This is a genomic window from Actinomadura sp. GTD37, from assembly GCF_041951365.1.
Taxonomy (GTDB): domain Bacteria; phylum Actinomycetota; class Actinomycetes; order Streptosporangiales; family Streptosporangiaceae; genus Spirillospora.
Genome location: NZ_JBGNUS010000014.1, coordinates 87,381 through 109,492 on the forward strand (window position 1 = coordinate 87,381; position 22,112 = coordinate 109,492).

24 protein-coding genes are annotated in these 22,112 nt (G+C 73.2%); 9 read left to right on the forward strand and 15 right to left on the reverse strand.

The window, feature by feature from the left end; translation table 11 throughout:
- Positions 1–32 precede the first annotated feature (32 nt).
- Genes ACA511_RS39145 through ACA511_RS39165 form a run of 5 tightly spaced genes read left to right on the forward strand, consistent with a single transcriptional unit; the run spans position 33 to position 4,699 of the window.
- On the forward strand, positions 33–1,022 hold the full coding sequence (locus ACA511_RS39145) for an ABC transporter substrate-binding protein (protein ID WP_375029803.1): 990 nt from the start codon (positions 33–35) through the stop codon (positions 1,020–1,022).
- Between the two features lie 11 nt (positions 1,023–1,033).
- The gene (locus ACA511_RS39150; protein ID WP_375029804.1) at positions 1,034–1,858 is read left to right on the forward strand and encodes a siderophore-interacting protein; all 825 of its coding nucleotides are present in this window, start codon (positions 1,034–1,036) and stop codon (positions 1,856–1,858) included.
- On the forward strand, positions 1,855–2,904 hold the full coding sequence (locus ACA511_RS39155) for a FecCD family ABC transporter permease (RefSeq protein ID WP_375029805.1): 1,050 nt from the start codon (positions 1,855–1,857) through the stop codon (positions 2,902–2,904). The genes ACA511_RS39150 and ACA511_RS39155 overlap by 4 nt, the downstream gene beginning before the upstream one ends.
- Positions 2,901–3,920: a FecCD family ABC transporter permease gene (locus ACA511_RS39160; protein ID WP_375029806.1), complete on the forward strand. Its 1,020-nt coding sequence runs from the start codon at positions 2,901–2,903 to the stop codon at positions 3,918–3,920. The genes ACA511_RS39155 and ACA511_RS39160 overlap by 4 nt, the downstream gene beginning before the upstream one ends.
- Complete coding sequence (locus tag ACA511_RS39165; protein ID WP_375029807.1) at positions 3,917–4,699, forward strand: ABC transporter ATP-binding protein; 783 nt, start codon at positions 3,917–3,919, stop codon at positions 4,697–4,699. The genes ACA511_RS39160 and ACA511_RS39165 overlap by 4 nt, the downstream gene beginning before the upstream one ends.
- A 6-nt stretch (positions 4,700–4,705) precedes the next feature.
- On the opposite strand, the gene ACA511_RS39170 is transcribed toward ACA511_RS39165, so the two are convergent.
- From ACA511_RS39170 to ACA511_RS39200, 7 genes are all read right to left on the reverse strand, one after another.
- Positions 4,706–5,227, reverse strand: coding sequence for a YbhB/YbcL family Raf kinase inhibitor-like protein (locus ACA511_RS39170; protein ID WP_375029808.1), 522 nt, complete (start codon positions 5,225–5,227; stop codon positions 4,706–4,708).
- A 67-nt stretch (positions 5,228–5,294) separates the two neighbouring features.
- Positions 5,295–6,170, reverse strand: coding sequence for a carbohydrate ABC transporter permease (locus ACA511_RS39175; RefSeq protein WP_375029809.1), 876 nt, complete (start codon positions 6,168–6,170; stop codon positions 5,295–5,297).
- The gene (locus ACA511_RS39180) at positions 6,167–7,108 is read right to left on the reverse strand and encodes a carbohydrate ABC transporter permease (protein ID WP_375029810.1); all 942 of its coding nucleotides are present in this window, start codon (positions 7,106–7,108) and stop codon (positions 6,167–6,169) included. The genes ACA511_RS39175 and ACA511_RS39180 overlap by 4 nt, the downstream gene beginning before the upstream one ends.
- Before the next feature lie 70 nt (positions 7,109–7,178).
- Positions 7,179–8,252, reverse strand: a complete 1,074-nt coding sequence (locus ACA511_RS39185; RefSeq protein ID WP_375029811.1) for an ABC transporter ATP-binding protein — start codon at positions 8,250–8,252, stop codon at positions 7,179–7,181.
- Positions 8,253–8,255: 3 nt separating this feature from the next.
- Entirely contained in the window at positions 8,256–9,710 is a 1,455-nt protein-coding gene (locus ACA511_RS39190; RefSeq protein ID WP_375029812.1) for an ABC transporter substrate-binding protein, read from the reverse strand.
- A gap of 157 nt (positions 9,711–9,867) precedes the next feature.
- The gene (locus ACA511_RS39195; RefSeq protein WP_375029843.1) at positions 9,868–10,653 is read right to left on the reverse strand and encodes an ABC transporter ATP-binding protein; all 786 of its coding nucleotides are present in this window, start codon (positions 10,651–10,653) and stop codon (positions 9,868–9,870) included.
- Positions 10,654–10,666: 13 nt separating this feature from the next.
- A complete protein-coding gene (locus tag ACA511_RS39200) occupies positions 10,667–11,569 on the reverse strand; it encodes an ABC transporter permease (protein ID WP_375029813.1) in 903 nt (300 codons plus the stop codon).
- A 269-nt stretch (positions 11,570–11,838) separates the two neighbouring features.
- On the opposite strand from ACA511_RS39200, the gene ACA511_RS39205 reads away from it, so the two are divergent.
- The 3 genes from ACA511_RS39205 (at position 11,839) to ACA511_RS39215 (ending at position 14,903) form a co-directional block, all read left to right on the forward strand.
- Entirely contained in the window at positions 11,839–13,347 is a 1,509-nt protein-coding gene (locus tag ACA511_RS39205) for a bifunctional phosphatase PAP2/diacylglycerol kinase family protein (RefSeq protein ID WP_375029814.1), read from the forward strand.
- A 231-nt stretch (positions 13,348–13,578) separates the two neighbouring features.
- On the forward strand, positions 13,579–14,349 hold the full coding sequence (locus tag ACA511_RS39210; RefSeq protein ID WP_375029815.1) for a VanW family protein: 771 nt from the start codon (positions 13,579–13,581) through the stop codon (positions 14,347–14,349).
- 32 nt (positions 14,350–14,381) lie between these two features.
- Positions 14,382–14,903, forward strand: a complete 522-nt coding sequence (locus tag ACA511_RS39215) for a YceI family protein (RefSeq protein WP_375029816.1) — start codon at positions 14,382–14,384, stop codon at positions 14,901–14,903.
- Here the strand turns inward: ACA511_RS39215 and ACA511_RS39220 are convergent.
- From ACA511_RS39220 to ACA511_RS39245, 6 genes are read right to left on the reverse strand one after another with little or no spacing between them, the layout of a single operon-like run.
- On the reverse strand, positions 14,887–15,663 hold the full coding sequence (locus ACA511_RS39220) for a hypothetical protein (protein WP_375029817.1): 777 nt from the start codon (positions 15,661–15,663) through the stop codon (positions 14,887–14,889). The genes ACA511_RS39215 and ACA511_RS39220 overlap by 17 nt on opposite strands.
- Positions 15,660–16,775: a glycosyltransferase family 4 protein gene (locus tag ACA511_RS39225; RefSeq protein ID WP_375029818.1), complete on the reverse strand. Its 1,116-nt coding sequence runs from the start codon at positions 16,773–16,775 to the stop codon at positions 15,660–15,662. Before ACA511_RS39225 ends, ACA511_RS39220 begins: the two co-directional genes overlap by 4 nt.
- A complete protein-coding gene (locus tag ACA511_RS39230; protein WP_375029819.1) occupies positions 16,775–17,128 on the reverse strand; it encodes a hypothetical protein in 354 nt (117 codons plus the stop codon). Before ACA511_RS39230 ends, ACA511_RS39225 begins: the two co-directional genes overlap by 1 nt.
- Positions 17,125–17,853 (reverse strand): hypothetical protein, encoded by a 729-nt coding sequence (locus tag ACA511_RS39235; RefSeq protein ID WP_375029820.1) that lies wholly within the window; start codon positions 17,851–17,853, stop codon positions 17,125–17,127. Before ACA511_RS39235 ends, ACA511_RS39230 begins: the two co-directional genes overlap by 4 nt.
- A 10-nt stretch (positions 17,854–17,863) precedes the next feature.
- Positions 17,864–19,015 (reverse strand): glycosyltransferase family 4 protein, encoded by a 1,152-nt coding sequence (locus ACA511_RS39240; RefSeq protein ID WP_375029821.1) that lies wholly within the window; start codon positions 19,013–19,015, stop codon positions 17,864–17,866.
- Positions 19,012–19,974: an NAD-dependent epimerase/dehydratase family protein gene (locus ACA511_RS39245; RefSeq protein WP_375029822.1), complete on the reverse strand. Its 963-nt coding sequence runs from the start codon at positions 19,972–19,974 to the stop codon at positions 19,012–19,014. Before ACA511_RS39245 ends, ACA511_RS39240 begins: the two co-directional genes overlap by 4 nt.
- 208 nt (positions 19,975–20,182) lie before the next feature.
- On the opposite strand from ACA511_RS39245, the gene ACA511_RS39250 reads away from it, so the two are divergent.
- Positions 20,183–20,572: a hypothetical protein gene (locus tag ACA511_RS39250; protein WP_375029823.1), complete on the forward strand. Its 390-nt coding sequence runs from the start codon at positions 20,183–20,185 to the stop codon at positions 20,570–20,572.
- Between the two features lie 77 nt (positions 20,573–20,649).
- Here ACA511_RS39250 and ACA511_RS39255 read toward each other — a convergent pair whose 3' ends face one another.
- Both ACA511_RS39255 and ACA511_RS39260 read right to left on the reverse strand, forming a co-directional pair.
- Positions 20,650–20,934 (reverse strand): MoaD/ThiS family protein, encoded by a 285-nt coding sequence (locus ACA511_RS39255; RefSeq protein ID WP_375029824.1) that lies wholly within the window; start codon positions 20,932–20,934, stop codon positions 20,650–20,652.
- Positions 20,935–20,942: 8 nt separating this feature from the next.
- A complete protein-coding gene (locus ACA511_RS39260; protein WP_375029825.1) occupies positions 20,943–22,058 on the reverse strand; it encodes a WD40/YVTN/BNR-like repeat-containing protein in 1,116 nt (371 codons plus the stop codon).
- Positions 22,059–22,112: the final 54 nt, after the last annotated feature.

Consider the following 22,112-nt stretch of genomic DNA (forward strand, 5'->3'; position numbering starts at 1 on the left):
CCCCCTGGAAAACCCCGTGAAGGAACCCGACCATGCATTCTCGTAAGCCCTGGAGACTCGCCGGCGCGCTGGCCGCCGCGCTCGTCCTGGCGACCGCCTGCGGCTCCTCCGGCACGGACGCGGAGCCGGCCGCGACGCGGGTCTTCGCGGCAGACAACGGCAAGGTCGCGATCCCGGCCGACCCGCAGCGGGTCGTGGCCACCGGGTACGCCGTGCCGGTCCTCATCGAGGCCGGGGCGAAGCTCGTCGGGATCTCGTCGTGGAAGCGCGGCCTGCCGATGATGAGCGCCGCGGACCGCGCGGTCTACGACGGCCTCGCCAAGATCGCGGGCGAGGCGGCGGCCGAGACCAACTACGAGGCCATCGCCGAGACCGACCCCGACCTCATCGTGGTCGGCGTCCCGATGCCCGTCCTCGGCGACCTCGACATGAAGCGCCTCCAGTCGATCGCCCCGGTGGCGGTCATCGGCCCCACGCTGCCGAACTCGTGGCGGCGGCTGTCGCACCGGCAGGCCGACGCCGCCGGGCGGGCCGGGCAGCTCGCCCAGTCGAAGGCCGCCTACGACAAGAAGGCCGGGGAGCTCAGGGCCAAGTACGCGGACGCCCTCGGCGGGCTGGAGTTCGGGCACCTCGGCGCCTACGGCGACCGGTCCGCCGGGACGTTCCTGCGCGAGTTCACCGACTCGTGGGGCACCAACATCCCCCAGGACGTCGGCGTGAAGTACTACGGGCAGGTCGCGAAGAAGGGCGGCGGCTCGAAGGACGTCAGCGAGACCCCGTCCCTGGAGGAGCTGCCGGAGAGCTTCGGCGACGCCGACGCCATCACCTACACGCTCCAGCCCGACGGCGAGCCCGCCCCCGAGGTCCAGTACGTCCTCGACTCCGAGCTGTGGAAGCGGCTGCCCGCCGTCAAGGACGGCAAGGTCTTCCCGCTCCGCTACACCGAGGCGGCGACGTACGAGTCCGCGATGAAGACGCTCGACGAGATCGACCGGGCGCTCGCGCCGCTGCTGGACAAGTAGGGAGCGCGCACATGGAACGCCGCAATCCGCGCGGACGCGTCCTGGAGCACCACCGGACGGGCACGGACGTCCGCCGCATCGGGTACCCGATCGGCGTGCGGACGCTCCGGGTGCTGCGCCGCGAACAGGTCACGCCGAACATCGTCCGGCTGACCCTGGGCGGCCCGGAACTCGCCGGGTTCCACACCTACCAGGCCGACGACCACATCAAGATCATCTTCCCGGACGCGGACGGCGCCGTCCGCCTCCCGGCCCCCACCGCCGACATGGACCTCGACTGGCCGAAGCCGTCGCCGCCCAGCCGCAGGTACACGATCCGCCGCTACGACGCGGACGCGGGCGAACTCGACATGGACTTCGTCCTGCACCCCGGCGGGCTGGCCTCGGAGTGGGCGGCGGCGGCCGAGCCGGGGGAGGACGCCGCGGTCGCGGGCCCGCCCGGCGCCAAGGCGTTCCCGCACAACTACGACCACTACGTGTTCGCGGTCGACGCCACCGCCCTGCCCGCCGCCGCGCGGTGGCTGGAGGAGTCCCCGCAGGACGTGTCCGCCCAGCTGGTCGTCGAGACCGCGGACGCCGCCGACCACGCCTACCCGCTCGCCCCCCGCGCCGGGGCGGAGGTCACCTGGCTCGTCCGGGACGGCGGGCGGTCGCCGCTCGCCGCCGCCGTCCGCTCGCTCGACCTGCCCGCGGGCCGGACGTTCCTGTTCGCGGCGGGCGAGACGGGCGCGATCAAGCCGTTGCGGTCCTGGGCCCGCGACCTCAAGGCCGCGACCGGGGTGGACGCGCTGTTCACCGGATACTGGAAACTCGGCGTGGCCGGGCTCGAGGAATGAACGCTCCGGCACGTCCGGGCCCGGTCAAGGATCCGGGCCCGGTCAAGGAGGGGACGCGGCCCGGCCCCGCCGGGGGACGGGCCGCGCTCCTGCTGGGGGCCGCCGTGCTCCTCGTGGTCCTCATGGGCGCGAGCCTGGCCGTCGGCGCGGGGACGGCCCCGCCGTCCGCGGTCTGGGACGCGCTGACCGGCTACACCGGAACGAACGAGCAGGTGATCGTCCGCGACATCCGGCTGCCGCGGACGATCCTCGCCGTCGGCGTCGGCGCCGCCCTCGGCACCGCGGGCGCCCTGGTCCAGACGCTGACCCGCAACCCGCTGGCCGAGCCCGGCCTCCTCGGCTGGACCGCCGGCTCCGGGTTCGCGATCGCCGCCGGCACCGTGCTCGGCGTCAGCGGGTCCCAGCCGGCGCGGCTGGCGCTCGCGCTCGCCGGGGCGGTGACCGCGGCGCTGGTCGTCTACGGCGTCGGCAGGACCGTCCCGCTGCGGCTCGTCCTCGCCGGCGTCGCCTTCGGCTTCGTGCTGTCGGGGCTGTCGCTCGCGCTGCGGCTGCTGTACCCCGACGTCCTGGACCGGTACCGGTTCTGGGCGGTCGGGTCGCTCGCCGGGCGCGAGCAGGCGCCCAGCGCGGCGCTGATGCTGGTCATCGCCGTCGCCCTCGCCGGGGCCCTGCTGGTCGCCCGCCCGCTGTCCGGGCTGGCGCTCGGCGAGGACGTCGCGCACGCGCTCGGCGCCCGCGTCGCGCGGATCAGGACGGCGGTGTTCGCGCTCGTCACCGTCCTCGCCGCCGCCGCGACCGCCGTCGCCGGGCCGATCGCGTTCGTCGGGCTGATCGTGCCGCATCTGGCGCGCGGCGCCGCCCGCGGGTCGGTCCCGTGGCTGATCGCCTACACGATGCTGCTCGGCCCCGCCCTGCTGCTCGTCTCCGACATCGGGTCGCGCGTGCTGCTGCCGACCGGCGAGGTGCCGGTGGCCGTCGTCACCGCGTTCCTCGGCGGACCGGCGCTGATCCGGGTCGTCCGGCGGTACGGGGCGGTGCGGCTGTGACCCCGCTGGTGCTGCGCGCGGGCCGGGCGTCCGCGCAGGTCGAGCGGCGGACCGCCGCGGCGTCGCTCGCGCTGGCCGGCGCGGCGCTCGTGCTCGCCTTCGCCGCGCTGTGCCGCGGGGACACCTGGGACGCGCCCGGCGACGTCCTCGCGGCGCTCGCCGGACGGGGGGACGCGGTGCTGGTCGTCCAGGAGTGGCGGCTGCCCCGGGTCGCCGCCGCGCTCGTGTTCGGCGCCGCCCTCGGCGCCGCCGGGGCGATCTTCCAGAACGTCACCCGCAACGCGCTCGGCAGCCCCGACGTCATCGGCCTGGACGCGGGCGCCTACACCGGCGTCCTCATCGCGATCACCGCGTTCGGCGGGACCGCCGGGGGCCTGGCCGCCGGGTCCCTCGCCGGCGGGCTCGCGGCGGCCGCCGCGGTCTACGCGCTGTCGCTGCGGTCCGGGCTCAGCGGGCTGCGGCTCGTCGTCATCGGGGTCGCGGTGAACGCGATGCTGACCGCCGTCAACTCGTGGATCATCCTGCGCGTGCAGCTGGACGTGGCGATCGCCGCGACCGGCTGGAGCGCCGGCTCGCTCAACGGCCTGGACTGGGACGAGGTCCGCATCCCGTTCCTCGTCATCGCCGCGCTGGGCCTGCTGCTGGCGGCGCTGGCCCGGACCATGGGCCAGGCCGCGCTCGGCGACGAGGTCGCCGCCACGTCGGGCGTCGCGCTGAACCGCTACCGGCTGCTGGTCGTCCTCGCGGGCGTGGGCCTCACCGCGACCGTCACGTCCGCGACCGGGCCCATCGTGTTCGTCGCGCTCGCCGCGCCGCAGATCGGCCGCCGCCTCGCCGCCGCGGCCGGGACCCCGGCGCTGCCCGCCGCGCTGACCGGGGCGCTGCTGCTGCTCGCCGCCGACCTCGCCGCCCAGACGGTGCTGGCCCCCGTCCAGCTGCCCGTCGGCGTCGTCACCACGGCGATCGGCGGCAGCTACCTCATCTGGCTGCTGATCATGGAGATGAGAAGGCCGTGAACGGACGTCTGACCGCCGCCGCCGTCACCCTCGCCTACGGCGACCGGGTCGTGTCGGCGGACCTGACCGTGGACGTCCCCGACCGGGCGTTCACCGCCGTCGTCGGGGCCAACGCCTGCGGCAAGTCGACGCTGCTGCGCTCGTTCGCGCGGCTGCTGGCGCCGTCGTCCGGCCGGGTGGCCTTCGACGGCCGCGACGTCCGCGACTACCGGCCGAAGGCCATCGCCCGCGAGGTCGGGTTCCTGCCGCAGGGCCTCGTCGCGCCCGAGAACATCGCGGTGCGGCAGCTCGTCGCCCGCGGCCGCTACCCGCACCAGACGCTGCTGTCCACCTGGTCGCGGGAGGACGAGCGGGCCGTCGCCGCGGCGATGGAGGCCGCCGGCGTCGCCGACCTCGCCGAACGGCCGGTGGAGAGCCTGTCCGGCGGGCAGCGGCAGCGCGCGTGGGTCGCGATGGTGCTCGCCCAGGAGACGTCCTACCTCCTCCTGGACGAGCCCACCACGTTCCTCGACATCACCCACCAGTACCAGCTGCTCGCCCTGCTGGCCCGGCTCCGCGACGAAGGGCGGACGATCGTCGCCGTCCTGCACGACGTCAACCAGGCGTGCCGCTACGCCGACCACCTCATCGCGATGCGCGACGGCCGGGTCGTCGCCGCGGGCGCGCCCGCCGACGTCGTCGACACGGCCCTGATCAAGGAGGTGTTCGAGCTGTCGTGCGTCATCGTCCCCGACCCGGTCACCGGCACCCCGATGATCGTCCCGGACGCCGCGGGGTGAGCCGGGTCAGAGGCCGAAGAGCGGGACGATCGTGGCGCGGGCCAGGGTGTGCGCCGTGATGTTGAAGCCGACGGCGCCCGGCATCGCGTCGGAACCGAGGCCGAGCGACTCCACGTCCAGCGCGTGGACGGTGAAGACGTAGCGGTGCGGGGCGCCGGGCGGCGGGGCCGCGCCGCCCCACTCCTTCGTGCCGAAGTCGTTGCGGGTGTGCACGCCGATCTTGCTGTCGGCGGCGCCGGCGCCGGTGGCCAGCTCGGTGACGTCCGCCGGGATGTCGAACAGCAGCCAGTGCCAGAAGCCGCTGCCGGTCGGGGCGTCCGGGTCGAAGCAGGTCACCGCGAAGCTCTTGGTCTCCGCCGGGAACCCCGACCAGCTCAGCTGCGGGGACAGGTTGGCGCCGTCGAAGCCCCAGTCGTTGTACACGTGCTTGTCGCCGAAGATCTCGCCCTCGGCGACGTCGTCGCTGGTGACGGTGAACGACGGGACCTCGGGCAGGAACTCGCTCGGAAGCGGCGGCTTGCCGGGCATGTCGGCCTCCTCATCGGGGATCGGAGTCACGGATCGGACTGCCACTCCCATCTCTATCAGGGGCGGATCACGTCTTGACGGCGCCCATCGTGAATCCGGTGACGAAACGGTCGAGGAACAGGTTGAACAGGAACGCGATCGGCACCGCCGTGATGACCGTGGACGCCTGGAGCGACTGCCAGAAGAACACGTCCCCCCGGACGAGCTGCGTCGGCACGCCGGTGCTCACCACCATCTCCGGGCTCGCCGACACGAACGCCAGCGCGTACACGAACTCGCTGGACGTGAGCGTGAAGCTGAACACCACGACGGCGACGATCCCCGGGAACACCAGCGGCAGGACGATCCGCAGGAAGGCGCCGAGACGGCTGTGGCCGTCCACCATGGCCTGCTCCTCGACGTCCTTCGGGACGGCCTTCAGGAACCCGATCAGCAGCCACACCGACACCGGGACCGTGATCGTCGGATACACGACGATCATCGACCAGAGCGTGTCCTCCAGGTGCAGCGCCACCACGACGCGGGTCAGCGACAGGAACAGCAGCGACGGCGGCACCAGGTACACCATGAAGATCGCGATGCCCATCGGGGTGCCCCACGGCCGGTCCAGCCGGGCCAGCGAGTACGCGGCCGGCAGCGCCAGCACCAGCGTGACCGCCACCACCGCCGCGCCCACGACCAGCGTGTTCACCACGAACGTCAGGAACGGCGTGTCGGTGAACAGGAACGTCACATGGTCGGGCGTCGCCGGCTTGTTGAAGAAGAACGGGTTGCTCTCCGGGTCGTAGAGGTCCTGGTTCTGCTTGAACGCGCTGATCACGCTCCACAGGAACGGAAGCGCGCACACCAGCGCCGCCAGGACCGCCGCCCCGTACACCCCGCACCGCGCCGCGGCGTGCCGCCGCGCGTACTTCCGCCGCAACGCCGCGACATCGGTACTCATCCGGCCTCCAGCCTTCGGACGGCGCGCAGGATCGCGACCGCGCCGGCGAGCAGCAGCGGGAACAGGAACAGCGCGATCGCCGCGCCCTGGCCGACGTCCCCGCCCTCGATGCCGCGGAAGTACGCCCACGAGGCGAGGACGTCCGTCGAGTGCGTCGGGCCGCCCCGCGTCAGCACGTACGGGACGGTCATGTCGGTGAACGTCATGATCGCGCCGAACAGCCCGGCGACCGCGATCACCGGGAGCGTCAGCGGGATCGTCACCTCGAACATCCGCCGCCAGAACCCCGCGCCGTCGATCCGCGCCGCCTCGTCGATGTCGCGGGGGATCGCGACCAGCCCGGCCATCACGATCACGGCGGCGAGCGGGGTCAGCCGCCACGTCTGCACGGCGATCACCGACGCCATCGCGGTCCCCGGCTGCCCGAGCCACACGATGTTCGCGTCGATCAGCCCCAGATGGCGCAGCACCCAGTCGACCGGCGAGTAGATCGAGTCGAGGAACCACAGCCACGAGATCGTGGACAGCGCCACCGGCGTCGTCCACGGCAGCAGCACCAGGAACCGGACGAACCACTTGCCGCGGAAGTCGGCGACCAGGATGTTGGCGAGGATCTTCCCGAACAGGACGATCAGCACCATGCTCACGAGCGTGAACAGCAGCGTGTTGCGCAGCGCCCGCCAGAACACGTCGTCCGCGAACACCGCGTCGAAGTTCCGGAACCCGGCGAAGTCGAACGACGGGTCGCCGGTCGTCACGTCCGAGAACGCGAACGCGATGGCGAGCAGGAACGGGACGCCGACCAGCGCGGCGATGTAGACGACGGACGGCAGCAGCATCGCCCAGGCGAGGAAGCCGTCCCGGTCGGCGAGCCCCGCCTTCGGCCTCGGCGTGGTCCGGGCGGCGGCTGGCTCCGGGGCCGTCCGCGCCTGCGTCACGGCGTCCCGCCTTTCCGGGGGGCGACCCCCAGACCCCCGGGCGGGCCCGATGATCCTCGCCTCGCCGCGGTCATCGGGCCTCCCCGATCGGGACGGCGGCCCGCCGGGTACCCGCCGCGGCGTCGAAGAACCGGAGCCGCCCCGTCGGCACCGCGAACTCGCGGGTCTCCCCGGCCTCCAGCGGCGTGCCCACGGTCGCGGGCAGGCGGGCGATGACGCGGGTCTCCGCGCCGATCCCCGTCACCGTCCCGTACACGTGCCGGTCGCCGGACAGGTACTCCATCCGCTCCACCCGCAGCGGCATCGCCAGCCGCTCCCGCGACGCGACGTCCTCGACGGGCAGCAGGTGCTCGGGACGGAACCCCACCAGCACGTCGCCGCGCTCGACCAGGTTCATCGGCGGCGACCCGATGAACGTCGCCACGAACGTGTCGGACGGGTCGTCGTACACCTCCCGCGGCGTCCCGACCTGCCGGACGCGGCCGCGCTCCAGCACCGCGATCCGGTCGCCCAGGCCCATCGCCTCCGCCTGGTCGTGGGTGACGTAGATGGTGGTGGTGCCGACGCGCTCCTGGAAGCGCTTCAGCTCGTCCCGCGCCGTCGCGCGCATCTTCGCGTCGAGGTTCGACAGCGGCTCGTCCAGCAGGAACACCGCCGGGTCGCGCACCAGCGCGCGGGCCAGCGCCACCCGCTGCCGCTCGCCGCCCGACAGCTGGCGCGGCTTGCGGCGCAGCAGCGGCTCGATCTCCAGCAGTTCCGCGGCCCAGCGCGCCTTCTTCTCCCGCTCGTCGCGGGCCATGCCCTCCGCCCGCAACGGGAAGACGATGTTGTCCAGCACCGTCTTGTGCGGGTAGAGCGCGTACGACTGGAACACCATCGCGATCTGCCGCACCCGCGGCGGAAGCCCGTTCACGACGTTCCCGCCGATCAGCACCTCGCCCTCGGTGGGCTGCTCCAGGCCCGCGATCGTGCGCAGCAGCGTCGTCTTCCCGCACCCGGACGGCCCCAGCAGCACCAGGTACTCGCCGGGCTCCGCCGCGAGATCGACGCCGTCCAGCGCCCGCACGTGCTCCGCCCGGCCCCGCCGCGCCCGCACATGCCCGTCGAAGGTCTTGACCAGGCCCTTCACCTCAACGGTGTTCAAGGCTCAGCCACCCACCAGGCCGCGTCCGCGCCAGTTCTCGAAGATCGCGTTGATGCGGTCCTCGGCCTCCGCCACGGCCTGCCCGGGGGACGTCCGGCCGCGCGCCGCCCGGCCGAACATCGTCGGCAGCACGTTGGTGTTGAAGATCTCGCCGATCGCCGGGTTGGACGGCCCCGGATAGCCGATGTTCGCGCTCCACGACGTCGCCGTCTTCAGCAGGCTCAGCTTGTCCGCCGGTTTCGCGCCCCACGGGTCGTCGTCCAGCCAGCCGTTCAGCTGCGGGACGAGCGACGGCCAGCCCGGCAGGTCGTACATCTCCGAGAAGTACGTCGCCGACCGGAAGTTCGCCGTGTAGTGCAGCAGGAACTCCTTCGCCGCGTCCGCGTTGCCCGCGTACTTCGGCACGATCCACTGCTGGATCACGTGCTGCGCCGCCATCGCCGCCTTCGGGCCGCGCAGCGCGGGCACGAAGAAGATGTCGTCGCCGATCGTCCGGTTGGTGCCCATCGCGGTGCGCCACGCCGAGATCGAGTTCAGGATGTAGGACGACTTGCCGGCGATGAGCGCCTGGTTGTTGGACGCGGGCGTCCAGGAGAAGACCTCGCTGGTCTCCGCCTCCTTGAACAGGCGCGCCATGTACTCCACGGCCGCGACGGTCGCGTCCGAGTTGATCACGACCCGCTCGTTCTGGTCCTGGACGGAGCCGCCGTAGGACCACAGCAGCGCCCGCGCCGCCATGTTCGAGTCGGTCTCCGGCGACAGCCCGATGCCGCACGGCACCCCGGTCCGCTTCTTGATCTCGGCGGCGCCGCGGAGCAGGTCGTCCCAGCTCGCGGGGCCGTTCGGCAGCCCGGCCTGCTGCCACATCGACTTGCGGTAGTCGCCCGGGTCGGGCGCCCAGCCGGGGCAGTAGGCGTAGAACTTCTTCGTGTTGGGGTTGTAGCTCGACTTGCGGCACAGCTCCAGCTGCTGCCCCCAGCGCCGCGTCGCCTCCTGCACGACGTCGGCCATGTCGAGGACGGACGGCTCGTACTGCGAGAACGGCGCGATGTGCTGGATGAGGTCGTGGCCGCGCCCCGCCTGGATCTCCGACGCGGCCCGCCGGGGGACGTCCACGGTGTTGATGTGGTCGACCCGGACCTCGACTCCGACCTTCTTGCCCCAGTCGGCGACGAACTTGTCGAACCATTTGTCGTGCCGGGGGACGAAATGGCTCCACATCAGGATGCTGAGCGAGCCGCTCAGCTTCTTCGCGGGGGCGGTGAACACCTCCTTCGGGGCGTCCCCGGTGTTCTTCGCCTGCGGGCCGCTGGACTCGCTGGCGCATCCCGCGAGGACGCCGGCCGCGCCCGCCGCGAGCGCCGTGGAGGACAGGAAGCCTCGTCTGCTGATCCCGACGGAGTCGGTCCGGGGGATGTGGGGGGTCGTCCCCCCTCGGGGGGCACGCCGCTCGGCCATGGGGGTCTCCCTCGCCGCTGAAGGTCTCCCCTCGAAGGTAGATCGGCGAGGACGTCTCATCCAGAGACGATCCGGTAACTCCGCGTCACATTGCCCTCACCGGCCACAGCGGTCACGGCGGTGTCCCCCCGTGACGCGCGGCGGCCGCCTGCGGGCCCTACTTGCCGGTGGCCTCGGTGTAGGCGGCGATGACCTCTTCGGGGTCGCCGTCCATGTGCATGCGGCCCTCGTCGATCCAGATGACGCGGTCGCACATGTCCTTGACCGTGTCGAGCTGGTGCGCGACGAGGAACACCGCGCCGGCGTCCTTGCGCAACTCGTCGATGCGGGCCTTGCTCTTGCGCCGGAACTTGGCGTCGCCGGTGGCGAGGGCCTCGTCGATCAGCAGCACGTCGTGGGTCTTGGCCGCCGCGATCGCGAACCGGAGCCGGGCCCCCATGCCGGACGAGTACGTCCGCATCGGGTACTGGATGAACCCCTCCTTGAGCCCGGCGAAGCTCACGATCTCCTGGTACTTGGCCCTGGTCTCCGCCTGGGACATGCCCATGGCCAGGCAGCCGAGGACGATGTTGCGCTCGCCGGTGAGGTCCTTCATGAGGGCGGCGTTCACGCCCAGCAGGGACGGCTGGCCGTTGGTGTAGACGCCGCCGCGGTGCGGGGGCAGCAGCCCGGCGATGGCCTTCAGCAGCGTCGACTTGCCGGAGCCGTTGGTGCCGATGATCCCGACGGCCTCGCCCCGGTACGCGACGAACGACAGGCCCTTGATCGCGTGGACCTCGGTCATCGTGGGACGGTGCCGGCGGCGGAGGACCCGGGAGAACGCGCTCGCGGCGTTCCCCTTCCCGCCGGCGCCGTACACGCGGTAGACGATGTGGAGGTCGTCCACGACGACGATCGGCTCCCGGGAGGGGTCGATCTGGACCTTGTTCGTGGCGGGGTTCATGCGCACCTTCGTGTCAGCCACGGCCGTATCGCTCCTCGGCACGGTAGAAGAACGTGAATCCCCCGACCAGCATCACCGCGGCCCAGAGGACGGCGTAAAGCCACAGCTGGCCCGTCGAGTGTATGCCGAGATCCTTCTCGACGTGGTCGCGGTACTCCCCGAGCAGGACGTGCCGGCTCAGCTCGACGTACACGTACGCCGGGTTGGCCTTCAGCAGCTCACCCAGGATGGGGTACTCGGCGAGCTTGGAGCCGGGCTTCATCAGCGACGGCAGGCTGAAGATGACGCCGGACATGTAGAGCCACGTCCGCATGACGAACGGCAGGAGCTGGGTGATGTCGCGGTTGAACGCGCCCAGCCGCGCCATCACCATGCTGATGCCGACGTTGAACATGAGCTGCAGCGCCACCACGGGGACGAAGAGCGCCATGTTGAAGGTGAGCGGCTCGCCGAACGCGAAGATGATCGCGAACAGCACGACCAGCGCGAGCAGCAGCTGCTGGAACTCGACGATCGCGATCGCGAGCGGCAGCGTGGCCCGGGGGAAGTGCAGCGCCCGGATCAGCGAGAGGTTGTTGCCGACCGACTTGGAGCCCGAGGTGACGGACCGCTGCGTGAAGCCGAACAGGAAGACGCCGGTCACCAGGAACGGGATGAAGTCCGGGACGCCGCGGCTGGTGTTGAGCAGCAGCCCGAAGATCAGGTAGTACACCGCCGCGTTCAGCAGCGGCGTCAGCAGCTGCCATACCTGACCCAGGCGCGAGTCGGTGTACATCGAGATGTTCTTGGCGGACGCGAACGCCCAGATGAAGTTGCGGCGAGCCCACACATCCTGGACGTACTTGCGCAGCGGGGGGCGCGCAGCGCTCTGCCTCAGCCCGTGTCGTGCGGCGTAGTCGGCCAGGGTCCCGTTCACGTGAAATGGCTCCGCGATCGTCCCGACCGACTCGCCACCCGGGGAACCGAGCCGTTCCGGGTGACTCATGTCGCGAAGCCTATTGCAGTCGGTGAGTCGAGAGTGACGTTCGCCCGCATGTGACCCCCGATTTGAGATCTTTACGGAATCATGTCGGCGTCCCTGGGGATACCCCGGACATGCGGGTCAACCACTCACGAAGCAGAGTCGTGCCGTCGCGTATCGCCATAAGGCGTCGTCACGAGCCGGTCCCGCCCCCCGGGGCCCGCGTGCTCCGCCGGCTGGGGCGGGCCGACCGGTGGGCGTTCGACCGGGTGGCGGCGGCGCGGCTGCGCGGGCTGGAGTACGTCCTGCCGAGGCTGTCGCGGTTCGCCGACCACGGGGTGCTCTGGTTCACCGCCGCCGGGGTGATGGGCCTCACCGGACGGGCCCGGCTGCGGCGCGCGGCGCTGCGCGGCTCGATCGCGATCGCGGTGGCGAGCCCGGCCGTGAACATCCTCGGCAAGCAGGCGTTCCGCCGCAAGCGCCCGGTCGTGGACCTGGTGCCGCCGATCCGGATCCGGTGGAAGCTGCCGACCTCGCACGCCTTCCCGTCCGGCCACTCGGCGTCCGCCGCCGCGTTCGCGACGGGCGTCGCGCTGGAGGCGCCCCGCCCGGTGGCGGGCCCGGTCGCGGCGACGGCCGCCGCGGTGGCCTTCGCCCGCGTCTACACCGGCGCCCACTACCCGGGCGACGTCCTCGCCGGCCTCGGGATCGGCGCGCTCGCGGGGCTCGGGACGCGCGTGGTGTGGCCCGCGCGGCCTCCGGTGGCCCAGGTCGGGCGGTCCGGCGAGCGGGCCAGGGCCGCCGATGACGGGCGCGGGCTCGTCGTGGTCGCCAACTCGGGCTCGGGCGCGGGCGGTGAGGCGCCCGCCGGGATCTCCCTCCCCGGCCGCCCGGAGGTGGCGCTGGCCCTGCTCGGCCGGGAGCTGCCGGCGGCGGAGATCGTCCGGCTGGACCCGGACGCGGACGTCGACAAGGCGTTCGACGAGGCCGCCGAGCGGGCCGACGTGCTCGGCGTCGTCGGCGGGGACGGCACCGTGAACGCGGCCGCGGGCGCCGCGCTGCGGCACGGCGTCCCGCTGCTGGTCGTCCCCGGCGGGACGTTCGACCACTTCGCCCGCGCGCTCGGCGTGGAGTCGGCGGCGCAGGCGGTCGCCGCGTACCGGAGCGGCGAGCTGGGCCGGGTGGACGTCGCCTACGCCGCCCCGGCGGACGGCGGCGCGGGCCGCGACGAGGAGCGGCTGTTCCTGAACACCGCGAGCTTCGGCGCCTACACCGAGCTGGTCGACCGGCGCGAGCGGCTGGAGGGGCGGATCGGGAAGTGGCCGGCGCTCGCGGTCGCCGCCGTCCGCACGCTGCGGCACTCCGAGCCGGTCGAGCTGCGGGTCGACGGGCACCCGCGGCGCGTCTGGCTGGCGTTCGTCGGCAACGGCGTGTTCGGCTCGCGGGGCGCCGCCCCGACGTGGCGCGGCCGGCTCGACGACGGTCGGCTCGACGTCCGGATGATCGTCACCGGGCGGCGCGTGCCGCGGGTCCGCGCGGTCGCCGCGATCCTGGCCGGGCACCTGCACGTCACGCCCGGCTACCGCGCGTGGCGGACGAGCGGGCTGGAGGTCGTCGCCTCGGACGGCGAGCTGCGGCTGGCGCGCGACGGCGAGGTCTCCACGCTGCCGCCCGCGGTCCGGTTCGGCAAGCACGCGGGGGCGCTCGCGGTGTTCCGCCCCGCCGCCGGATAGCGGCCCGCCCGCGGCCGGAGGTCAAGGCCGGTGCCCGGGACGGCCGGGTGCCGGTCTTCTTCGGGTAAAACGCGGGGGCCGGCCCCCGGCGGACGGCAGAGTCCGGTGGAGGATCCCGTGGGGGATCTTCGGGGGGTGTGAGTCGTGGGGCGGACCCGGCCGGACCGGCGCCGGCGATGCCGCGGGCATCAGCCGCAGCTGCGCCAGTGCGTCCGGCAGTGGTGGCCGATCGTGGCGGCGGTCCTCGCGACGACCGGGCTGCTGCTCGGCGCCTACCTGGAGCTTCCGCGCGAGCGGGGCGCGTCGGCGGAGCTGGCCGTCCCGGACCGTCCCGCCGAGCGGCCGGCGGAGCCGCCGATGAGCAGCTATACGACGCGTTTCGCCCCGGGGGAGCCGCGCGTCCGCAACATCGAGCTCGCGGCCCGGATCCTGGACGGCCACGTCGTCGCGCCGGGGACGACGTTCTCGTTCAACGACGTCGTGGGTCCGCGCACCAGGAGCCGCGGCTACGTGCCCGCCCCGGCCATCATGGGGGAGCGGCTGGTGAAGGACGTGGGCGGCGGCATCTGCCAGGTGTCCACGACGCTGTTCAACGCGGTGTTCCGGGCCGGGCTGGACATCCGGAGGTCTCGCGCGCACACCATGTGGATGCCGGAGTACCCGGAGGGGCGGGAGGCCGCCGTCTCCTATCCCAAGCTCGACTTCACCTGGAGGAACGACACCGACCGCCCGGTGCGCGTCCAGGTCGTCCACACGGGGTCGTCGCTGACGGTGAACCTGTGGGGCGAACGCAAGTACGAGGTGCGGTCGCTGGCGTCGGGGCGGTACGCGTTCGAGCCCTACGGGACGGGCGTCGGCCACGGCCGCAGGTGCGTCCCCACGGTCGGCAGAGAAGGCTTCGAGATCGACGTCTGGCGGACGCTGTACGCCGCCGGCCGCGAGGTGCGCCGCGAGAAGTTCCACACCGAGTACAGCCCGCAGCCGAAGGTGGAGTGCCTGTAGGGCCGCGCGGACCGCGTGGCAGGGTGGGACGCATGGAGGGAAATTTTCAGCTGGGACCGGGCGACGGGCGGCTGCTGCTCCGCACGGGCCGCAGCGGGCTCGGCCGGCGGGCGGGGCACGACCTGACCATCGAGGCGGCCCGGTGGTCGGCGGAGGCCGAGGCGCGCGAGCCGCTGAGCGCGTCGTCGGTCGCGGTGACCGTCGAGGTGGACGCGCTGGAGGTCCGGGAGGGGACGGGCGGCGCGATGCCGCTGTCCGACCGGGACCGCGCCGAGATCGGGAAGAACCTGCGCAAGACGCTGGACGCGGCGCGGCACCCGCGGATCACGTTCGCCTCGACCGCGGTCGGCGACGGCTTCGTCGAGGGCGACCTGACGATCATGGGCCGGACGAAGCCGGTGCGGATCGCCGCCGCGCTGGAGGACGGGCGCGTGCGGGGCTCGGTGACGGTGACGCAGACCCGCTGGGGCATCAAGCCGTACACGGCGTTCTTCGGGGCGCTGCGGCTGGCCGACGACGTCGAGGTCGAGTTCGACCTCAAGCTCCCCGCTTAGCGCGGGCCGCGCGCGCGTACTGGTCGTCGAGGCTGCGAGGGAACGGCAGCATGCGGTGACGCTCGCGCCAGGGCGCGTACTGGCGGACGGCGTTGAAACCGGCCGCCGTGACGATGCGTTCGACGTTCGGGCCCGGCGTGTGGGCGGGGTAGACGTCCAGGTGGGTGATGCCCGGGGGCAGGCCGTCCGGCCTTTGGGGCGACACCAGGGTCATGGGCGGGGAGACCCGTTCGGCGGACGCCATGTCCTGTGCGTAGGCGACCAGTTCGAGTGTCTCTGGGGCGGGGCCGCTGTGGACGATGAGCCAGCCGTCCACGTCGATCGGCTCTGCGGGGGGATCGGTCAGGGCCAGCGGGGAGACCTCGTCCGAGACCTCGCGCAGGAACGCTTCATGGGCGGGGTGCAGCGGTTCCAGGACGAACGTCCGGTCGAAGCGGGGCGGATCGGCGGGCAGGAGGGGCGCGTACGCGTCCCAGCGCAGCAGCCGCGCCAGATGCGTGACCCTCGTCCCGGACGGGAAGCGGGCGAGTTCGCCCTTGAGGCCGGCCGGGAACGCGTCCACGATCACCTCGTCCGGCGCCGGGCCCGCCGCGTCCGCCGCGCTCTCCACGACCCGCCAGCCGCCCGTGACGCGCGGATCGTCCTTGAAGGGCGACCCAGTCACCACGGTCACCGGCCCGTCCAGGGCCAGGGTGTGCAGGACGGACCGGAGCCGCGTCAGGTGCCCCAGCCCGTCGCCGGCCGCGAAGCAGACGATCACCGGACCGCGTCGAGGACGGCCAGGTACCCGGCGGTCTCGGCGGCCGGGGTGAGGTCGCGGCGGATCCGCTCCGCGCCCGCCGCGCCGAGCTTCGCCAGCTCCTCGGCGCCCGCCCGCGCGGCCCGGTCGATCGCCGCGCGGCAGCCGTGCGCGTCCCCGGCCGGGAAGGTGAACCCGATCTCGTCGTCGGCGACGTCCGCGAGCCCGCCGCCGTCCGAGGCGATCAGCGGCACGCCGAGCGCCGCCGCCTCCAGCGCCACGTTCGGCATCCCGTCGTAGAACGACGGCAGGGCCACGAGGTCGCAGCTCGCGTAGACGGCCGGCAGGTCGTAGCGCTCCATGAACGGCAGGAGCGAGTGCGTGATCTCCCGCTCGGCCAGCGTCGCGCGCACGGACTCCTCGACCTCGCCGACCAGCAGCGGATGGAACGCCCCGGCGTGCCCCGACGCGGCCAGCGCGTCCAGGAAGAAGCCGACGCCCTTCTTGACCTTGAGCTGCCCGATGAGGCCGATCGTCCGGCGTCCCGGCTCGACGTTCGCCGCCCGCCACGCCCGGCCCTGCTCCCGCTCGGACGGCAGGATCCGCCACTGCGCCGTGTCGACGCTGTTCGCGACGAACGTGACGGCGGCGTCCGGGGCCAGCGCCGACACCAGCGGCGCGTGCGACCGGGCGACGACGCAGACGCGGGACGAGGCGCGCAGCGCGTCCGCCAGCACCCCGCGCCGCCGCATCGAGAAGGCGCCGACGTCGATGTCGTTGCCGCGCAGCAGCGTGACGAGCGGCGCGTCCAGCAGCGCGGACAGGACGGGCGCGGCGAGCATCGCGTGCACCCCGCCGAACGCGACGACATGGCTGTAGCCGGTGAGCCCCTCGGCGGTGATCGTCGTCCACAGCCGGCGCAGCGCGTGCTCGGAGTCGTCGCCGAGCGGCGCCGTCAGCAGCCGCCCGCCGTGCTCGCGCCGCACCCCCCACGGGCGGGCCCGGCGCGTCAGGTGGGCGACGTCGACGTCGGCGCCCGCGCCGCGCAGGCCCCGCACGATCCGGTCGCAGGACTGCGCCATGCCGCCCTGGCTCGGCGGGTAGTGCTCGGTGATCCACAGGACGCGGGGCATCAGCTGTCCACGAAGCCGGTGTCGTCGTCCGGCCCCCAGTCGCCTCCGTACGAGTAGTCGTCGCCGGGGTTGAACGCCCCGCGGTCGTAGGCGTCGAACGACGAGTACCAGTACGTGTCCTGGTAGGTCCGCGAGCTGCGCTGGTAGTACTCGCGCCGGCGGCCGCCCACCCACGACGGGTCGTGCGGGTCCTGCGTCCGGTAGCCGCGCGCCGCCGCGCACTCGGGGCACAGCCCGCCCGGCGCCGCGTGCGCCGCGCAGACGGGACGCGCGCAGTGCGGGCAGGACGCCGTCGCGGCCTGCCCGCAGCGTCCGAGCACGAAGAAGCCGGTGGTCACGGTGCAGCGGGTCACTTCGCCCTCCTCGCGGCCGTGCCGGGCGGCGTCCACCGGAACGGTTCCGTCGACACGTCCAGGATCCGGTCGAGCATGGCCTTGCCCTCCTGCACGCCGCTGAGCTTCCCGTTCACCCGGATCACCGTGCGCCTCCCGGGTTTGACCTGCACCTTGAGCCAGCGCGGCGGCGGCGACGCGGGCCGCTGGACGGCCGCGTCCTTGCCCAGCCGCCGCGTGACCCGCACCAGCTGCGTGGTCTTCGTCTTCGTCTTCACCTTGATCTTGCCGCGCGGGTTGCGCTTCTTGCGCCTGCGGTAGCGGACCCGGTCGGTGATGGCGAGCTCCAGGACGCTGCCGTCCCGCAGCTCGGCCCGGACCCGCAGCCACGGGTCGACCGCGTACCACTGCTTCAGCGAGATGACCGGCCGCTGGACGGGCACGTCCTGCTGCGGCCCGCACTTCTCGGGGAGCCCGGAGCCGCGCAGGTCCGCCGCGACGGACAGCACCCCGTCCGGCGGCATGTCGGCGGCCAGCACCCGCAGCAGCGGCACGAGGACCGCGGGCACCCGCCCGGACAGCTGCCACTTGCGCCGCTTGACGGCGGCGCGGTGCCCCGCGAGGCTCTGGATCACCGGCTCCCAGTCGTCGCGCCGCAGCGACACCGAGAAGCCCCTGTCCAGGGTCAGCGCCTTGTGCAGCGGATGGAACCGCTCGATCGCGGCCTTCTGCCTACGCCAGAACATGGCGCACCACCTATCGATCTAGCGTGCGGTAGACCTCGGCCAGCCGGGCGCGCGACCGCGCCCAGGTCAGGCTCTCCTCGATGTGCTCGCGGCCCCTCCGCCCCATCGCGGCGGCCTCCTCCGGGTACTCCAGCAGGATGCGGACGGCCCTCGCCAGCTCGGCCGGACGGTCGGCCGGGACGAGCCGGCCGTGCACCCCGTCCGCCATCAGCTCGCGGACGGCCGGCAGGTCCGAGGCGACGACCGGCACGCCCGCCGCCATCGACTCGATCACCTTCAGCGGCGCGCAGCCCTGGTCGAGGTTGCGGGCGCAGCCGGTCAGCGGCGCGAGCGACGCCTCGGCGTGCGCCAGCCACGCGGCGACCTCGTGGTGCGGCAGCGTGAACCGCCACTCGATCCGGCCGTCGACGCCGAGCCGCTCGGCCAGCCGCCGCACCGGCTTCGCCCGCCGCTCCGGGACGGACGCGCAGATCACCAGCCGCAGCTCGGGCAGGTCGGCGAGGCGGGCGAACGCGCGCATCAGCACGTCCAGGCCCTGCCACGGCTGCATCGCGCCGACATAGACGACATACCGTTCAGGCGCGCCCGGCGGCCGTCCGGTTTCACCGGGCACGCCGGCCCCGTTGGGCACCAGGTGGATCCTGTGCTCGGGGACGCCCCGCTCCCGGACGGCGTCGCCGATCACCCGCGACGGCACCACGACGGCGTCGCTGCGCTCCAGGCAGCGCCGCTCCAGCTCGCGGATCTTGCCGAGCGTGGTCGGCGCCGCCCACGGCCACGTGTGGCCCATCTCGATGGACGGCAGGCCGTTGACCTCGTAGACGACCTTGTGGCGGCGTCCGTCCGCGACCGCCGGGAGCGCGCTCCACGGATCGCGGACGTGGCAGACCTCGAGCGTCTCCCAGTGCGGCGCCAGATGGTCCGCGACCCACTCGGAGAACGCCTCGGCCCGGTCGATCAGATTCGGGATCCGCGCGCCGAACCGCGCGATCTCCCGCGTCCCCTCCCGCTGGTAGCGGGGCAGGTCGCCGCCGCCGAGCACGCCGAGGAGCCCGCCGCCGTAGTGCGCGAACAGCTCGTCGGCCATCTGCGCGATGTGCACCGCCGAGCCCTTGCTGGACGGGAACCGGTCGAACGCGACATAGGCCGCCCTGTGCCTCACCCGACCCGCACCTCCGCCGTCGTCCGCAGCGCCCGGTGCCAGGAGATCTGGTCTTCGAGCCCGTCCCGGAGGCCGATCGAGGGCGTCCAGCCCAGCAGATCGCGGGCGCGGGCGATGTCGGCCCACGTCCGGGTGGCGTCACCGGCCACGGGCGCCGCCCGCTGGATCTCCGGCCGCACGCCCAGCGCGTCCGTCAGCATCGCGATCGCGTCCCGCACGGCGACATGGTCGGGATGGCCGACGTTGACGGCGATGCCGGGCGGCAGATCCGCCGCCGCCGCGGCGAGCGTCGCCGTGACCACGTCCCGCACATGCGTGAAGCTGCGCGACCTGAGCCCGTCCCCGAACACCGGCAGCGGCCGCCCGTCCAGCGCGGCCTCCACGAAACGGTGGAACGCCATGTCGGGCCGCTGGCGGGGCCCGTAGACCGAGAAGTACCTGAGCAGGACGACACGGAGCCCGTCATCGGCCGCGAGCCGGCCGAGCCGCTCCACCTCGACCTTGCTGACCGCGTACGGACTGGCCGGGTTCAGCGGATCGCCCTCCCGGTTCGGCCGCCTCCTCGCCGACCCGTACACCGACGAGCTGGACGCGATCACGACCTTCGGCCTGCGCCGGGCCCGCGCGCAGGCCGCGAGCAGCCGCCGCGTCGCCGTCACGTTGTCCCGCTCGGCGACGGCCCGTCCCGGCCCCCACGAGTCCCGCACGCCCGGACGTCCCGCCAGATGGACGACGACGTCGGCGGCGGCGACGGCGTCGAGCGCGTCGACCGCGAGGTCGATCTCGGCGGCGGCGACCCCGGGCCGTGCCGCGACCTCCGCCCACGCCCGCCGCGCCACCGCGGGCGCCAGCGAGCGCGCGGGCGCGTCGACGGCGAGCACCTCGTGGCCCGCGCCCGAAAGCGCATCGGCCACGTGGCTCCCGATGAACCCCGCCGCACCCGTAACGACCACCCGCACGCGGGCACTTTATCCGGCACGGCCCCGAATCGGGAGAGGACTCCCGTCCCAGCTCAACCAGGACTTTTTCCAGGACGCTCTGGGACGCTCCGGCGCTCCGGCGGATAAAGCGGACACAGCTCTCCGTTGTCGTTACTTAGGGTTAGTTTTCAGTTACAGACGGGCAGGAGGTTCATGCCTGTCAACACACTCTTGAAGAGGAGAGTTCGTGAAACTGCGCGATAGTTTCGCAACCCTGGTGCTCGTGGGCGCCGTCGGCGCCTCACTCGCCGGCGTGCCCGCCGCACAGGCGTCGGCTCCGCCGGCCGCCGCGGGGCCGAGCGCCTCGGCGGCCGGCCACCAGTACGCGGCCGGCTACCAGTACGCGACCGGCAAGGTGACCAGCCGCCACAAGCTCGCGATCCGGTCGAAGCCGACCACGCATTCGAAGCGGGTCGGCTGGCTGAAGCCCGGCCAGAGGTTCTACATCAAGTGCTGGACGCGCGGGCAGAAGGTCCGCCACACCCGCGTCTGGTACCGCATGGGCTACAGCAGCCCGAAGGACTACGTCTCGGGCGCCTACGTCAAGATCGTGAAGGGCAAGGTCAGCCGCTGCTGACCGGGCCCGATCCGGGGCCCGGGGGCGGTCGCCGCCCCCGGGCCCCCGGCCGTCCGCGATGCCAGCCGTCCGCGATGTCAGCCGCCCGCCATGGCGCCGACCACCATGAAGGGCTCGGCCCCCCGGACCACCGGCTCCGGGAGCGCCGTGCCTGGCGGGTCGTGCGAGAGGTCCTCCTCGCAGGCGTAGAACCGGACGAACGCGCGGCGCCGCCCGGTGTCGCGGTCGCGGATCGTCCCGCGCAGCACCGGGAACCGGACCTCCAGGACGTCCAGGACGGCGCCCAGCGTGACCGGCTCGGGGACGTCCAGCTCCACCTCGCCCCGCGCACCGGCGAGCACCCGCAGATGCGCGGGCAGCACGACGCGGATCATGGCAGCGTCTGGACTTCCACCGACAGGACGGCCGGGAGGTCGCGGACGATCGGCTCCCAGCCGTTCCCTGCGTCGGCCGACACGTACACCTGCCCGCCCGTCGTGCCGAAGTAGACGCCGCACGCGTCGAGCGAGTCGACGGCCATCGCGTCCCGCAGCACGTTCACGTAGCAGTGGCTCTGCGGCAGCCCGCGGGTCAGCGGCTCCCACTCGTGGCCGCCGGTGCGGCTGCGGTACACGCGCAGCCTGCCCTCCGGCGGGTAGTGCTCGGAGTCGCTCTTGATCGGGACGACGTACACGGTGTCGGGCTCGTGCGCGTGGACCGCGATCGGGAACCCGAAGTCGCTCGGCAGGTCGCCGCTGATCTCGTGCCACGTCTCGCCCGCGTCGTCGCTGCGCATGACGTCCCAGTGCTTCTGCATGAACAGCACCTCGGGACGCGACGGGTGCATCGTGATGCGGTGCACGCAGTGCCCGACCTCCGCGTCCGGGTCGGGGATGCCCTCCGACCGGAGCCCGCGGTTGATCGCGCGCCACGACGTGCCGGAGTCGTCCGTCCGGAACACGCCCGCCGCCGAGATCGCGACGTACATCCGGGCGGCGTCCACCGGATCCCGCACGATGGTGTGCAGGCACATGCCGCCCGCGCCCGGCTGCCAGGACGGCCCCGACCCGTGCTCGCGCAGCCCCGGCAGCTCCTGCCAGGACGCCCCGCCGTCGACCGTGCGGAACAGGGCGGCGTCCTCGATCCCGGCGTGCACGGTGTCCGGATCGTTCGGCGACGCCTCCAGATGCCAGACCCGCTTGAACTCCCACGGCTTCGGCGTCCCGTCGTACCACTGGTGCGTGCCGGGCACGCCCTCGTAGGCGAACTCGTTCCCGACCGGCCGCCACGTCCCGCCGCCGTCGTCGGACCGCTGGATCACCTGCCCGAACCACCCCGTCGACTGCGACGCGTACAGCCGCGACGGGTCGGCGGACGACCCCGCCACGTGGTAGATCTCCCACCCGCCGAAGTGCGGGCCGCTGACCGCCCAGTCCTTGCGCGCACCGTCCGCCGTGAGAATGAACGCGCCCTTCCGCGTCCCGACCAGGACCCGCACTCCGCTCATGACCGCTCCCTCCGAGAGCCTCGGGCATACCTTCGCCCCGATACGGACTCCCGC